This window comes from Nocardioides sp., from assembly GCF_014360585.1.
GTDB lineage: Bacteria > Actinomycetota > Actinomycetes > Propionibacteriales > Nocardioidaceae > Nocardioides.
On record NZ_JACIXG010000057.1, the window covers coordinates 1 to 14,310 of the forward strand.

General features: G+C 68.8%; 11 protein-coding genes. 6 read left to right on the top strand and 5 right to left on the bottom strand.

Annotated elements, in window-relative coordinates:
- Positions 1-43 precede the first annotated feature (43 nt).
- Both H5T77_RS17645 and H5T77_RS17650 read right to left on the bottom strand, forming a co-directional pair.
- The gene (locus H5T77_RS17645) at positions 44-1,543 is read right to left on the bottom strand and encodes an amino acid permease (RefSeq protein WP_292651415.1); all 1,500 of its coding nucleotides are present in this window, start codon (positions 1,541-1,543) and stop codon (positions 44-46) included.
- A gap of 53 nt (positions 1,544-1,596) precedes the next feature.
- Complete coding sequence (locus H5T77_RS17650; protein WP_292651417.1) at positions 1,597-3,270, bottom strand: tannase/feruloyl esterase family alpha/beta hydrolase; 1,674 nt, start codon at positions 3,268-3,270, stop codon at positions 1,597-1,599.
- A 232-nt stretch (positions 3,271-3,502) separates the two neighbouring features.
- Here H5T77_RS17650 and H5T77_RS17655 point away from each other — a divergent pair, with 232 nt between their 5' ends.
- From H5T77_RS17655 to H5T77_RS17675, 5 genes are read left to right on the top strand one after another with little or no spacing between them, the layout of a single operon-like run.
- The gene (locus tag H5T77_RS17655) at positions 3,503-4,276 is read left to right on the top strand and encodes an ABC transporter ATP-binding protein (protein ID WP_292651419.1); all 774 of its coding nucleotides are present in this window, start codon (positions 3,503-3,505) and stop codon (positions 4,274-4,276) included.
- Entirely contained in the window at positions 4,269-4,976 is a 708-nt protein-coding gene (locus H5T77_RS17660) for an ABC transporter ATP-binding protein (protein ID WP_292651421.1), read from the top strand. Before H5T77_RS17655 ends, H5T77_RS17660 begins: the two co-directional genes overlap by 8 nt.
- A 46-nt stretch (positions 4,977-5,022) precedes the next feature.
- A complete protein-coding gene (locus H5T77_RS17665; protein ID WP_292651422.1) occupies positions 5,023-6,270 on the top strand; it encodes an ABC transporter substrate-binding protein in 1,248 nt (415 codons plus the stop codon).
- 55 nt (positions 6,271-6,325) lie between these two features.
- The gene (locus H5T77_RS17670; protein ID WP_292651423.1) at positions 6,326-7,198 is read left to right on the top strand and encodes a branched-chain amino acid ABC transporter permease; all 873 of its coding nucleotides are present in this window, start codon (positions 6,326-6,328) and stop codon (positions 7,196-7,198) included.
- On the top strand, positions 7,195-8,193 hold the full coding sequence (locus H5T77_RS17675) for a branched-chain amino acid ABC transporter permease (protein ID WP_292651425.1): 999 nt from the start codon (positions 7,195-7,197) through the stop codon (positions 8,191-8,193). Before H5T77_RS17670 ends, H5T77_RS17675 begins: the two co-directional genes overlap by 4 nt.
- Positions 8,194-8,295: 102 nt before the next feature.
- On the opposite strand, the gene H5T77_RS17680 is transcribed toward H5T77_RS17675, so the two are convergent.
- The 3 genes from H5T77_RS17680 to H5T77_RS17690 form a co-directional block, all read right to left on the bottom strand.
- The gene (locus H5T77_RS17680) at positions 8,296-10,191 is read right to left on the bottom strand and encodes a helix-turn-helix domain-containing protein (RefSeq protein ID WP_292651427.1); all 1,896 of its coding nucleotides are present in this window, start codon (positions 10,189-10,191) and stop codon (positions 8,296-8,298) included.
- Between the two features lie 63 nt (positions 10,192-10,254).
- On the bottom strand, positions 10,255-12,324 hold the full coding sequence (locus tag H5T77_RS17685) for a thioredoxin domain-containing protein (RefSeq protein ID WP_292651429.1): 2,070 nt from the start codon (positions 12,322-12,324) through the stop codon (positions 10,255-10,257).
- A gap of 147 nt (positions 12,325-12,471) precedes the next feature.
- Positions 12,472-13,278 carry an ATP-grasp domain-containing protein gene (locus H5T77_RS17690; protein WP_292651431.1) on the bottom strand — a complete coding sequence of 269 codons (807 nt, stop codon included), beginning with the start codon at positions 13,276-13,278 and terminating at the stop codon, positions 12,472-12,474.
- A 209-nt stretch (positions 13,279-13,487) separates the two neighbouring features.
- Here H5T77_RS17690 and H5T77_RS17695 point away from each other — a divergent pair, with 209 nt between their 5' ends.
- Entirely contained in the window at positions 13,488-14,303 is an 816-nt protein-coding gene (locus H5T77_RS17695) for a substrate-binding periplasmic protein (RefSeq protein ID WP_292651434.1), read from the top strand.
- Positions 14,304-14,310 lie beyond the last annotated feature (7 nt).

The window sequence follows — 14,310 nt, forward strand, 5'->3', positions numbered from 1 at the left end:
GCGCGCGGCCACCGGCCGCGCGCCCTTTTCGTCTACGAGAGCCTCACATGTGCAGCGGCTCGACGGCCTTGTCGTCGCCACCCTTGCCGACCCGCGAGTTGCGGTATCCGTAGAGGAAGTAGATGGCGAAGCCGAGCGCCATCCACGCGAGGAACCGCAGCCAGGTCTCGACGCTCAGGTTGAGCATGAGATAGAAGCAGATCACCGCGGCCAGGATCGGCAGCACCGGGCTGAACGGCACCTTGAAGGAGCGCGGCAGGTCGGGGCGGCGCTTGCGCAGGATCGGCACGGCGATCGAGACCATCGCGAACGCGGTCAGGGTGCCGATGTTGACCATCTCCTCGAGCCTGCCGATCGGGGTGAAGGTGGCCACGATCGCGACGAAGGCACCGATGACGAGGGTGATCCGGATCGGCGTACCGGTCTTCGCGTTGACGTGGGCGAACTTGACCGGGAACAGACCGTCCCGGCTCATCGCGAAGACGACCCGGATGGCGCCGATCATCAGCGTCATCACCACGGTGGTGAGGCCGGCGACTGCACCCGCCGAGATCAAGATCGCGAACCCGCTGCGGCCGACGTCGCGGAAGGCGGTGGCGAGCGCGGCCTCGGGGTCGATCTGGTCGTACTTCACCATGCCGGTGATGACCAGGGCGACGGCGACGTAGAGGAAGGTGCAGATCACCAGCGAGCCGATGATGCCGCGAGGAAGGTCGCGCTGAGGGCTGTTGGCCTCCTCCGCGGTCGTGGCGACCACGTCGAAGCCGAGATAGGCGAAGAAGACGACCGAGGCGGCCGAGATGATGCCGAGGACACCGAAGGTCTGCGGCTCGAGGCCGAAGGCCCACTGGATCAGCGGCTGGTGGATGCCCTCGCCGCCGACGGAGCCTGCGCGCCCGGGGATGAACGGGTCGTAGTTGGCGCCGGAGATGTAGAACATGCCGGCGACGATGACGAACAGGACGATGAACAGCTTGACCGCGACGAGCACGAGGTTGACCCGCAGCGACTCCTTGATGCCGATCGCGACCAGGCCGACCAGGGCGACCACGAGCAGCAGCGCGGCCAGGTTGGGCTGACCGAACTCGGCGTTGGCGTCCGGACCGAAGCCTTCGGGCCACCCGAGACCGATCTCCTCGAGGAACGTCACCAGGTAGGCGCTCCAACCCTGAGCGACCACGGACGCACCGAGGATCATCTCCAGGATCAGGTCCCAGCCGATGATCCACGCCAGCATCTCGCCGAGGGTGACGTAGGAGAAGGTGTACGCCGACCCGGAGACCGGCACGGCCGAGGCGAACTCCGCGTAGCAGAGCGCTGCCAGGCCGCAGCAGAACGCGGCGATGACGAAGGAGAAGACCACACCTGGTCCGGCGTACTCGGCGGCAGCCCGACCGGTCAGCGTGAAGATCCCCGCGCCGATGATGACGCCGATCCCGAAGACGGTCAGGTCGACGGAGGTGAGCCGACGCTTGAGCTTGAAGTCAGGGTGGTCGGCATCGGCGAGAGACTGCTCGATGGACTTTGTTCGCCAAACGGACATGAGGGATAGCAAACCATCCAGATCTGCCATGTCGACATTTCGGGGTCACCCCGTCATCGCTCGCACCGGAAGCTGCTCGCCTCCGCGGCAGGCCCGCCGACGTACGCAGGCCAGGCCGGCCACTCGCACAGCGGCCGGGTGCGGTCGGCCCCGGCGTTGCCGTCGGCGACCACCTGGTTCTCGTCCGGCGCGACCCCGTCCTCCGCCCACCTCTCCATCGCCGTGAGCGAGTCGTAGGAGGCGGAGTAGGCGACCGGGGCGAAGTTGGCGTGGTTGGCGCCCGGGACCAGATAGAAGCGCGAGAACCGCTCGGTCGCCCGCTTCCCCATCGCCCGCTCGACCCGCTGGTAGTAGTCGATCGTGGAGCGGTGACTGACCAGCTCGTCGGCGGCGCCGTGGACCAGGATCAGCCTGCCGCCCGAGCGGGCGAAGGGGCGCAGGTCGGCATCGTTGACGTCCTGGAGCGCAGTGAGCTCGCTGATCCGGCGCTGCCACTCCCCCGGGTCGGCCGGGTCGATGGCGAAGGGGCTGATCTGCGGGTCCCGGGCGACGAAGTGCTTGACCCACTGGTTCCAGAACTGCGCGCCGTAGCCGGCGGTCACCGGCATCGGGTCGGCCGGCGCGGTGGTGCCGAAGCCCAGGATCGGCGTCGACATCCGGGCCCCGGACAACAGCGGGAACCCGGGGTAGCCCCACTCCCCGCTGGCGACCCGATAGGGCAGCCGCCAGCTGCTGTCGGCAGCGACCACCGCGTCCACCTGCTCACGGGAGAGACAAGTGGCCCCCGGGGTCTCCCCCTCGCCGCACAGCAGCGTCTCCGGCTCGAAGTCGCAGCCGGCCTCGTCGGAGATCACCCCGTCCTCGAGCCCGTCGCCACCGTCGCAGGCAGCCAGGACCCGTCGCGCGACCAGGTCCTGCTGGGCCGGCGACGGGAAGGCGCCCGGCTTGGCGAACTCGTGGGTGATCCGACCGAAGAAGAGGTCGAGGGTGGCGGCGTTCCAGGCCGGGTACGCCGAGATCACCCCGTCGAAGTCGCGCGGCCAGCGCTGCGCGACCGCCAGCGCTTCACGGCCACCGGTCGAGCCACCGGCGAAGTAGGCCGTGGCGGGAGCCCGGCCGAAGGCCTTCCGGATCACGTACGCCGCGGTGTCATGCACCTTCTTGAGGGCGTCACCCGAGAAGTTGCGCAGCGCCTCGTCGGAGCGGCCGAACCAGCCGTCCAGGCTGGGGATCGGGTGGCGGCTGGGGTCGGCCTGGTGACCCGAGTCGCTGGCATAGGTCGCGTAGCCGCGTCCGAGCGGGGTGCGCTGGTCGACCGGGCCGAAGGGAACGTTCTGGGTGAGGCTGGGGACGGTGCCGTTGTAGCCACCACCGCCGAACATCATCGTCCGCCCGTTCCACCCCTCCGGCAGCGCCAGGCCCATCCGGATGTCCGGCGCGGCGGAGTCGACCGGGTGGATCGCGATGTCGGCGCGACAATAGGCCGGGAGCGCGGCCGGACCGGTCCCCGATGCCGGCACCGACGCCGTCGCGGTGACCTCGGCACCGGTGGTGGGCAGGCCGATGCGCTGCGCCGGGATCTTCAGCCCGACCAGCGACGAGCAGTCGGCGCCGCCCTTCGACGGCGCGGCGTTCGCGGGCGCGTGGCCGACGATCAGAGCCGCGGCGGCGAGGGCCAGCGACGAGCCGGCGATCAGGAATCTGCGTACGAGACGGGCGTGGGGCATGGTTGGCCTCCTGGACGGGGCCCACCTGGGCCGGCCTTCGGATCCGTCAAGCATCGCGACGCCGTGTGACGTACGCCATGTGGTCGGCACACACATCTCCTGGGCTCGAGATGTGGTCGACCGGGAGCCGCCCGCCGAGGCGACGGCATGGCGATCAGCCACACAGCAGACCGGCTCGGTGTGTCTCGAACCCCTATGGCGTACGCCTCACCACTTCCCTAGCGTCGTCTCTGTGACGAGCACCACATCAGCCCCGAGATGGGCACTGCGGACCGAGGGTCTCACCAAGGACTTCCGTGGCTTCCGCGCGGTCAGCTCCGTCGACCTGGAGGTCGCCGAGGGCTCCGTGCACGCGCTCGTCGGCCCGAACGGAGCCGGCAAGACGACCCTGTTCAACCTGCTGACCGGCTTCCTGAAGCCCACCAGCGGACGGATCACGGTTTTCGGTGACGACGTCACCGGGATGGCACCGGAGCGGATCACCCGTCACGGGGTCGCCCGCTCCTTCCAGATCACCAGCCTCTTCGAGAACCTCACTCCTCGCGAGCACGTCGAGATCGCGCTCCAAGGGCTGACCAACCAGGGCCTGAAGTTCTGGCGCTCGGAGAGGCTCCTCGGGCGGCGGCGCGACGAGGTCGACAGGCTGCTGGCCGAGGTCGGCCTGACCGAGCTGGCCGACAAGCCGACCGGGCTGATGGCGTACGGCCAGAAGCGTGCGCTCGAGCTCGGCCTCGTGCTCGCCGTCGAGCCGAGGCTCCTGCTGCTCGACGAGCCGACGGCGGGGATGGGCATCGAGGATGTCGACCGCACCATCGAGCTCGTCCAGCGCATCGCCGAGGGCCGCACCGTCATCTTCGTCGACCACAACATGCACGTCGTCGGCCAGCTCGCCGACCGCGTGACTGTCCTGCAGCAGGGCTCGGTGCTGGCCGAGGGCCCCTACGACGAGGTGCGCGTGGATCCCCGCGTCATCACCGCCTACCTCGGGGAGGCCCACAGTGCTTGAGACTCCGATGCTCGATGTCGTCGACCTGAGCGCCTGGTACGGCGAGGCCCAGGCCCTGCGCGAGGCCACCCTGAGCGTCGCCGCGGGCGAGGTCGTCACCCTCGTCGGTCGCAACGGCGCCGGCAAGACCACCCTCGTACGCTGCCTGATGGGCCTCCACAAGCAGCTGACCGGAACGATCCGGCTCGACGGTCGCGACATCACCTCGCTGCCCGCCCACAAGCGTGCCCGCGCCGGGCTCGGCTGGGTGCAGGACGACCGGGGCGTCTTCGCGAACCTGAGCGTCGAGGAGAACCTGCTCCTGCCGCCGAAGGTCTCCGAGTCGGCCTGGACGTTGGAGCAGGTCTACGACGCCTTCCCCGCTCTCGGCAGCCGCCGGCGCGCGGGCGGGACGACGCTCTCGGGCGGTGAGCAGCAGATGCTCGCCGTCGCCCGGGTGCTCCGCACCGGCGCCCGCGTGCTTCTCCTCGACGAGCCCTCGGAGGGGCTCGCCCCCGTCATCGTCGCCCAGATCGGCGACATCGTGCGGACCGCGAAGCAGTCCGGGGTCGGCGTGCTCCTGATCGAGCAGAACGTACGTTTCGCCGCCACCGTCGCCGACCGCCACTACCTGCTCGCCCAGGGCCGACTCGTCGAGAGCCTGGACAACGACGAGTTCGTCGCACGTCAGGACGAGCTGCTCGAACACCTCGGGATCTGACCCCCAAGCAATCAGCGCAGTCCCAACCCCCGCGAGGAGAGACACGATGAACAAGCGACGCACAGCTGCCGGCGCCTCCATCTTGATGGCAGGTGTCCTGGTCACCGCAGGCTGCGGTGCCGGCGGTCCGAGCGCCGGCGGAGGCGACTTCACCGACGACAAGGTGGTCCTCGCCCTGCTCAACGACGCCTCCGGCGTGTACAAGGACGTCTCCGGCCCGAACTCGAAGGTCGCCATCCAGATGGCGATCGACGACTACCAGGAGAAGTACGGCGACGACGCCGTGGTCGAGGACATCGAGGTGACCTCGGCCGACCACCAGAACGAGCCGGACATCGCCAACACCAAGGCGCAGGAGCTCTACGACCGCGAGGGTGCCGACATCATCCTCGACGTCCCGACCTCGTCGGCGGCCCTCGCCGTCGCGACGCAGGCGAAGAACAAGAAGAAGCTGTACATGAACATCGGCGCCGGGACGACCGAGCTGACCGGTGCCCAGTGCAACAAGTACACCTTCCACTACGCGTACGACACCTGGATGCTGGCCAACGGCACCGGCACGGTCGTGACCGAGGAGGGCGACAAGAACTGGCAGCTGATCTACCCCGACTACGCCTTCGGTCAGGACATGGTGAAGTCGTTCACCGGAGCCATCGAGGCCGGTGGCGGCAAGGTCGGGGGCACGATCGCGACGCCGTTCCCGAACGACAACTTCGCGACGTACATCACCAAGGCGGGAGCCGCGAACCCGCAGGTCATCGGCACCATGCACGCCGGTGGTGACCTGATCAACCTGGTCAAGCAGTACAACGACTCCGGTCTCAAGGAGAAGGGCATCGACCTGGCCGTCGGGCTGATGTTCATCTCCGACATACACTCGCTCGGCGTCGAGGCCTTCGAGGGCACGATCTTCACCGACGCCTGGTACTGGAACCTCGACGAGAAGTCCCGCGAGTGGGCCGACCGCTTCCTGGAGGAGACCGGCGACCGGCCGACGTACGCCCATGCCGGCAACTACTCCGCGGCCCTGCAGTATCTGGAGGCGGTCCAGTCGGCCGGCACCGACGACGCCGACGCGATCGTCGAGGAGCTCGAGGGCAAGAAGGTCGACGACATGTTCCTCCGCAACGGCGAGATCCGTGCTGAGGACCACCGGGTCATCCACGACGTCTACCTGGCTCGGGTCAAGGGCCCGGACGCCGTCGAGGAGGACTGGGACTACGAGGAGATCATCAAGACCATCCCGGCCGAGGAGGCGTTCCGCCCGGTGGCGGAGTCCGGCTGCTCCATGTAGCCGATCGGTTCGACGTCCAGAGGAACGGCCAGATGGATCGGCCAGAAGGATTGGTATGAACGCGGTTCTGCAATACACCGTCCAAGGGCTCGCGGCCGGCAGCTTCTACGCGCTGGCCGCGCTCGGCCTGGCGGTCATCTTCGGGGTGTTGGGCGTGGTCAACTTCGCCCACGGCGCCTTCTACATGCTGGGAGCGGTCGCCGCCGCGGTGCTCCTGGACACCGTCGGGATGAGTCTGTGGCTGGCGCTGATCGTGGTGCCGTTGCTGATGCTGGTCTTCGGGATGCTGGTCGAGCGGCTGCTGGTGCAGTGGCTGCTGCCGCTCGACCCGCTCTACAACCTGTTGCTCACCTTCGGGCTGACCCTGCTGCTGGTCGACCTGGTCAAGCGCCGCTACGGCGTCAGCGGCCTGCCCTACGAGCGCCCTGACGTGCTCAGCGGCCGGATCCAGGTGGCCGGGGTCGGGCTGCCGATCTACCAGCTCTTCGTGATCGGCGTGGCTCTGCTGGTCTGCCTCGGGGTCTGGCTGCTGATGACGCGTACGCGGGTGGGCATGATCGTCCGGGCCGCGACCGAGCGGCCCGAGCTCGCCGGTGCGCTCGGGATCAATGTCGGCCGCTGGGTGACCCCGGTCTTCGGCTTCGGGGTCGCGCTGGCCGGGCTGGCCGGCGTCCTGGCGGCACCGTTCCGGGCGATCACCGCCGAGATGGGCAGCGACTTCATCATCATCCTGTTCGCGGTCGTGGTGATCGGCGGGCTGGGCTCGATCGTCGGCGCCGTCGCCGGCGGATTCCTGGTCGGGCTCGTGGAGGCGTTCGGGCAGGCGTACGCACCGACGTTCGCGCAGGTGCTGATCTTCGTGCTGATGGCCGTGGTGGTCCTGGCCCGCCCGGCCGGGCTCTTCGGGCGAGAGGAGGCGACGGCATGACCTCCATCGCAACGGCCGGCGCGAGCGTCACCGAGCAGCATGCGGCGATCGCGGGCGGGCGGCCGTGGCAGCGACTGGTGCTGCTGGCCGTCGGTCTGCTGGTGGCGCTGGGGCTGCCATGGTTCGTCTACCCACCGGTGGCGATGGACATCGCCGCATGGGCGCTCTTCGCGGTGGCCCTCGATCTGCTGCTGGGCTACTGCGGGCTGCTGTCGTTCGGTCACGCCGCGTTCTGGGGCGGATCGGCGTACGCGACGGGGCTGATCGCCATCCACTTCGGCGTTCCCTTCCCGGTGGCGGTCTTCGGCGGGGCGCTCTTCGCGATGCTCCTGGCCCTGCCGATCGGCTATCTGTCGGTGAAGCGGTCGGGGATCTACTTCGCGATGGTCACCCTCGCCTTCGCGCAGATGCTCTTCTTCATCGCCAACCAGGCCTCCTCGCTCACCGGCGGGGAGAACGGGCTTCAGGGCGTCCCACGGTCGTTCTTCGGGATCGAGGCGGTCGAGACGGACTCGTTCTTCTTCTACTACGCCGCGCTGCCGATCATCCTGCTCGGGATGTGGGCCGCGTGGCGGATCGTCCACTCCCCCTTCGGGCGGGTGCTGGTCGCGATCCGCGACAACGCGCCGCGAGCCCGGGCGCTGGGCTATGACGTGGAGCGCTACAAGCTGATCGCCTTCGTCCTCTCGGCCGGGCTCTCCGGGCTGGCCGGCGGTGTCTTCGCCGTCTCGCACGGGTTCGTGGCGCTGCCGGAGCTGCACTGGGCGACCTCCGGCGAGGTCGTCCTGATGACGGTGCTCGGCGGGATCGGGACGCTGTGGGGCGGGGTGATCGGCGCAGGCCTGATCGTGCTGCTCGCCGACTATCTGGCCTCGTCCGGGTTCGACGGGATCGGGATCGTCACCGGTGGTGTGTTCATGACCGTGGTGCTGCTCTTCCGCCGAGGCATCTGGGGCACCGCCCGCCACCTCTGGCTCACCCGACGGCGCTCATAAAGGCTCGAGTCGGCTCGAAGTGACCAGATCCAGCGCCGAGTCGGCTCGTCATGACGAGCCGACTCGGCGAAGATTTCGGTCAGGTTGAGCCGACTCGGCGCTCTAGGCGACCAGGAGATGGAGCCGGAGCGCCAGCTGCACCTCGAGCTGGCGCTCCGGCTCCTGCCAGCCCTTGCCGAGCAGGCGGGTGACCCGCTCCAGGCGCTGGGTGACGGTGTTGACGTGGACGTGCAGCGCGCCGGCGGTTCGGGTGAGGTTGCGGTCGGCGGCGAAGTAGGTCCGCAGGGTCTCGACCAGCTTCGACCCCTTCGCGGCGTCGTAGTCCATCACCGGGCCCAGCCGTGAGGTGACGTACGCCGCCGGGTCGCCGTCGGAGCCGAGCAGCAGCCCCACGAACCCCAGGTCGTCGGCGGTGACCACCTGGCCCTCGCGGCCCAGGGTCATCGCAGCCGCCAGGCAGCGCCGCGCCTCGTCGTAGCCCTTCACCACGGCATCGGGACTGCTCAGCGGTCCCGGGACCGGACCGGCGGCGCCGACCGTGACCGGCGCGCCCGCCGACAGCCGCAGCCCCTCGACGACCAGCTCGCCGGCGGCGCGGGCGTCGTAGTCGGGGAAGATCAGCACGACCTGTCCCTGCCGCACCGCCGCGAAACCGTCGTGGGTCGCCGCGACGAACGTCGCCGCCTGACCGACCCGCGCCCGGTCGCCGGGGACGTCGGCCACCACCACCGCATAGGACCTGGACAGGTCTGCCTGCAGAAGACGGCCGCGCTCGCGCAGGGTCTCCGGATCCGGGGTGGTGCCGGAGAGGAGCTCGTCGAGAAGCTCGCCCCGCACCCTCCCCTCGGCCTCGGCGACGCTTCGGCGGAAGAGCAGCAGCAGCGCCGTGACCAGCGCCGCACGCTCCAGGATCCGCTGGTCGCCGTCGTCCAGATCCCCGTCCTCGCGGTCGTCCTCGCGCGGGCCCAGCAGCATCGAGCCGAGCTGCTCGGCTCCGGCGAGGACCGGGGTGGCGTAGATGTCACCGCTACCGGCGGTGCGGCTCAGGTCGAGGCTCCGTCTGGTCACGGCGGCCTCGTAGTCGGAGACGGGCTGGCCAGGCGCGCTGCTCGCGATCGTCTCTCCGCCGAGGTCCAGGACGACGACCCGGGCGCCGAGGACCTCGGCGACGCTGCGTACGACATCGTCGACCCCGCCGCCCTCGACGACGATCCTGGTGAGCCGGTCGTGGGCGTCGGCGGCACGCTCGACCGCCTCGTTGCGCGCCTGCAGCTTGCGGGTGGTGACCTCGAGCTCGGCCACCGCGGCGCGGGTCTCCTCGAGCAGCCGGGCCTTGTCCACGGCGATCGCGGCGTGGGCGGCCAGCGAGACGAGCAGCGCGCTCGCCTCGGTGCCGAAGGGACGTACGGCGCGGTTGGCGGCGAAGAGGACCCCGATGACCTGGGTGCCGAGCAGGAGAGGCACGCCGATGATCGCGCGGATGCCCTCTCCGCTGACCGCGCCGTCGATGTCGGGGGCGTGCCGGAACCGCTCGTCGGGGATGTAGTCGGCGGTCGAGTAGGGCTTCATGGTCTGGGCGACGAGGCCGCCGAGCCCGATGCCGTAGGGGATCCGGGTCGAGCGGAAGGCGGCGGTCAGGATGCCCTCGGTCACCCGCATGTACTCACCACGGCGCTCGTCGTTGAGGGTCAGGTAGGCGACGTCGCTGTTCAGCAGCTGCTTCGCCCTTGTCACGATCGCCTGCAGCACCGCTTCCAGGTTGGTCAGCATCGCCAGGTCGTTGGCCGACTCGAACAGCGCGCCCAGCTCGCCCTCGCGGCGGCGGCGGGCCTCCAGGATGTCTCTGACCTGGAGCGCGAGCCCCTTGGCGTAGTCGATCCGCTCCTGTTCCTCGGCCGTCGCCCCCGCCGCTCGCGCGGCCCGCGAAGGCCCCTCGAAGTCGGCCTCGGCGGCATCCCCGGCGAGCAGCTCCAGGAACGCGACCACATCGACCGTCATGTGACCGAAGTTACACTTCTCCGGACGCATCGACATATGGGTTGACCCCATAGTTGTCGGCTCTCAGGTGTGGGTCCTCTCCAGGTCTGCCACTTCCGTGACAGGGCGCTCGCAGACGAACCCCCGACAGACGTACGCCGCGGCCTTCCCATTCACGGGAGTCCGGCTGCTGAGCAGCGGGATGTCCTCGCGGGCCTCGTCGGCGACGACCACCACCGCGCCGGGCTTGCGCCGGGCAGCGGCCGCGAGCGCGTCACGGTCGGGCCCCGGCGGGCCGACGACCGCGATCTCGAGCGGGCCCTCGGCCATCGTCGCCGCGGCCGCCAGGGACCAGCCGGCGAACCGGGGCGCCTTGGTGATCAGGTTGCTGGTGGCGGCGAGCGCCTCCTCGGCCGCGGTGCGGAAGCGGCCCTCGCCGGTGAGCGCGTGCGCGGTGACCAGCGCATGGACCATCGCACTGGTGCCACCGGGGCTGGCGTTGTCGGAGGGATCCCTGGGCCGGGTGACCAGCGCCTCCGCGTCGTCGGCGGTGTCGTAGAAGCCGCCGTCCTCGGCACGGAAATGGGTCAGCGCGGTGTCGAGCAGCGCCGTGGCACGGTCGAGCCAGGTGCTGTCGCCGGTCGCCTGGACGAGGCTCAGGAAGCCGCCGGCGACGCAGCCGTAGTCCTCGAGCACGCCCGCGTGGGCGCCTGCTGTGCCGTCGCGGCTGACGCGGAGGAGGCGAACCGTGTTGGTCTCGACACCGGCTCGCTGGCGCTCGCCGGGCTCGACCGACGGTCGTTCGCTGGCCGAGCCGCCGGAGCCGCTAGGCGGAGGCGTGTCGAGACCAACACAGTGCTTATCCCACAGCAGTCCTCCGGCGCCGATCGCCGCGTCGACGTACCGCGGCTCCCCCAGCAGCACCCCAGCATCGACCAGCCCACCGATCGCCAGCCCGTTCCATGCCGCGACGACCTTGTCGTCGCGCGCCGGGCGGACCCGGTCCTCGCGCGCGGCCAGGAGCCGCGTCTTGACCGACTCGAGCCGCTCGGTGTCGTCGGGCCGGTGGAGCAGCTGGAGCGTCGAGGCTCCTTCCTCGAACGTGCCAGCCTCGGTGACCTCGAAGACCTCCGCGGCCCAGGCACCGTCCTCGGCACCGAGGACCTCGACGAGCTCGGCCGGGGTCCAGACGTAGAACTTCCCTTCGACTCCCTCGCTGTCGGCGTCGAGAGCCGAAGCGAACCCGCCCTCGGCGGTGCCGAGCTCGCGGATCATCCAGTCGGCGCTCTCCCGCGCGACCCGGTCGCCGAGCTCGGTGCCGAGGCGGGCGTAGAGCCCGATCAGCTGCGCGTTGTCGTAGAGCATCTTCTCGAAGTGCGGAACGACCCAGCCGCGGTCGACGGCATAGCGCGCGAACCCGCCCCCGATCTGGTCATACATACCACCCCCAGCCATGGCGGCCACCGTGCGCGAGAGCATCTGCGGGACTCGCGAGTCCACCTCGGACACCCGCCGGAGGAACTCCAGCACCATCGACGGCGGGAACTTCGGAGCACCCCCGAACCCGCCCGCCATCGGGTCGAACTGACCCGCCAACGTCTCGACCGCGGCGGCGACGTCCACCTGCCAGTCACCCGGTGCCCCGTCAGCCCCGGAGATGTCGGTCAGATGCTGACGTACGTTCTCCGCCACCGCCCCGATCTCCGAGCGCCGCTGCGTCCACGCCTCCGAGAGCGCCTGCAGCACCTGCGTGAACGCCGGCTGCCCGTGGCGCGGCATGTCCGGGAAGTAGGTGCCAGCGAAGAACGGGTTGCCGTCGTGGTCGAGCACCACCGTCATCGGCCACCCACCCGACCCGGTCATCGCAGTCGTCGCCGCCATGTAGACCGCGTCCACATCCGGCCGCTCCTCCCGGTCGACCTTGATGTTGACGAAGTGCTCGTTCATGTACGCAGCCGTCGCCTCGTCCTCGAACGACTCGTGCGCCATCACGTGGCACCAGTGGCACGCGGCGTACCCGACCGACAGCAGCACAGGAACATCCCGCTGCCGCGCCTCCTCGAACGCGTCAGGCCCCCATTCCCACCAATCGACCGGGTTCTGAGCGTGCTGGAGGAGGTATGGAGAGGTCGCGGAGGCGAGTCGGTTGGCCACAACCCAAGCCTTGCACGCACGTGTACGAGTGAGGCCGCTCGGTGGCGGTGGTCGCGCCACTGCCTCCGAGCGACAGCACTCTGCACAGTTCGACAGCGCGCATCACGGCAATCTGCGCCGGTCGGCACGCCAAGCTACGGCGAAGGATCAGTTCAGGTAGTAGTTTCTGAGTGAACCGGCCAAGCGATCGACGAAACCGTCCCGGGTCGCTTCGTCCAGCATGTCCAGCGACAGGTAGGGGTTGAGGTCTTCCAGCTCGACCAGCAGTAGGCGGCCGTCGCGGGTGCGGCAGGCGTCGACGCGCTGAATGCCGTGGTCGATGTCGTTCCACTCGACGAAGTGCCGTGCGAAGTCCAGGTCCGCCGCGGTCGGTTCGTACCGCTGGAGCTGCCAGCGACGGTCCGGATCGGGGGCGTAGAGCGCGTACTCGAAGTCGTGGTTGATGAAGTAGAAGGACACCTCGTACTGGAAGTCGATCAGCGGCTGGACGAGCATGCCGTCCAGCTCGACGGTTGCCAGGGTCTCCCGATCGACTTTGCGCAGCCCGATGGAGTCGGCTCCCTGCTTGGGTTTTACGACATACTCATCTGCGTCAGGCAATGACGTCAGATCGCTATAGGTGGGAATGACCGGATCACCGGAGGCGGTCATGGTGAGCAGGTACTGCTTGCCGATCATGTCGGCCTTCCCCGTCGGTTGAGGGTAAACGCGGACGTTGCGGGAGATCGCAGCGGCTCGGAACTCGTCGTACTCGCGCTGGTAGTCGATCACCGCCCCGATGTTGCGGATCACGACTCCATCGAAGTCGTCCATCAGACGAACAGCGTCCACGGGGTGGCAGATGGCCAGATCGAAGCCTGGCCGGAGTCGCTCAGTCAGCCAGATATCCTCATCACAGTAGCGACGGTCACCTTGGGCCCGGTAGCCGAGATGGCTCAAGAACAGTATTTTCACGATCCGACGATACCGGCGGGTGCATCACGCTTGCATGAGATTGACCACCTCAGCGCTATTGCCACCAAAGAGATCGACCCAGTGACGGGTAGGCCCACCCCGGGGTTCATCGCTCGTTTCCGCCTTGTTGGTCGAGCCGCGTTCCACATGACGTACAGGTCCTGTTGTCTGACTGATTGGTTCCACCGTCCCCAGCAACAGGACCCCACATGAACCGGATCAAGTTGGTCATCGCCAGCGCAGTGACGCTCCTGGGCGCAATCGCCTTCACCGGACACTTCTCGCACTCCGCACCAACCGCCACCGGCGAGGCGAGCGCCGCGGTCGGCGGCGGCACCCTTCGGATCGGCGTCGACAGCACCGAACCCGTCTACTACCAGAGCGGCGGTGCGACCAAGGGCTTCGACTACGAGATGGCACACAGCGTCGCCGAAGGCATGGGCGTCGAGCCTGAGTTCGTGGCGATGGATTTCGACGAGCTCTTTCCCGCCCTGCGAGCGGGGAAGATCGACATGATCGGGGCTCAGGTCACGAACACCTCAGAGCTCGAGCGGGAGTTCGACTTCAGCGCGCCGTACTTCTCGACGTACGTTGCCTTCCTCACTCCCGAGGGATCGACCATTCGGACGCGCGGTGACGTCAACGGGAAGAAGGTCGCGGTCGTCGACGGCGCCATCCAAGGCGCTTACCTCGAACAGAAGTACCACGACGTCGACATCATCAAGGCCCCGAACGTGGGCGCTGCCATCGAGCTGATCGGGCTAGGCGAAGCCGACGCGTTGTTCCATGGAGCTCCATACGCTCAGTCGATCATCAAAGGCGCACCCATAGCCCTGGAAGAACCGATCGTCTACCCGGTCAAGGACGCCCCGATCGGGTTCGTGCTCCGATCGGGCGACCAGCGAAAAGAACAGATCGACGAGGTCCTGAGCGACATGGTCCTCAGCGGCGAGTGGCTGAGGATCAAGACCGCCTACTTCGAGGCAGACCCGCTCTCCGACGTGTTCCGCGACAAGGGATCCTGACTCCCGG

What these genes read in the sequence shown, in the direction of transcription:
- H5T77_RS17675 (WP_292651425.1), top strand. Translation starts at nt 7,195, where the DNA reads ATGACCTCCATCGCAACGGCCGGCGCGAGCGTCACCGAGCAGCATGCG.
- H5T77_RS17650 (WP_292651417.1), bottom strand. Translation starts at nt 3,270, where the DNA reads ATGCCCCACGCCCGTCTCGTACGCAGATTCCTGATCGCCGGCTCGTCG.
- H5T77_RS17665 (WP_292651422.1), top strand. Translation starts at nt 5,023, where the DNA reads ATGAACAAGCGACGCACAGCTGCCGGCGCCTCCATCTTGATGGCAGGT.
- H5T77_RS17670 (WP_292651423.1), top strand. Translation starts at nt 6,326, where the DNA reads ATGAACGCGGTTCTGCAATACACCGTCCAAGGGCTCGCGGCCGGCAGC.
- H5T77_RS17645 (WP_292651415.1), bottom strand. Translation starts at nt 1,543, where the DNA reads ATGTCCGTTTGGCGAACAAAGTCCATCGAGCAGTCTCTCGCCGATGCC.
- H5T77_RS17695 (WP_292651434.1), top strand. Translation starts at nt 13,488, where the DNA reads ATGAACCGGATCAAGTTGGTCATCGCCAGCGCAGTGACGCTCCTGGGC.
- H5T77_RS17680 (WP_292651427.1), bottom strand. Translation starts at nt 10,191, where the DNA reads ATGACGGTCGATGTGGTCGCGTTCCTGGAGCTGCTCGCCGGGGATGCC.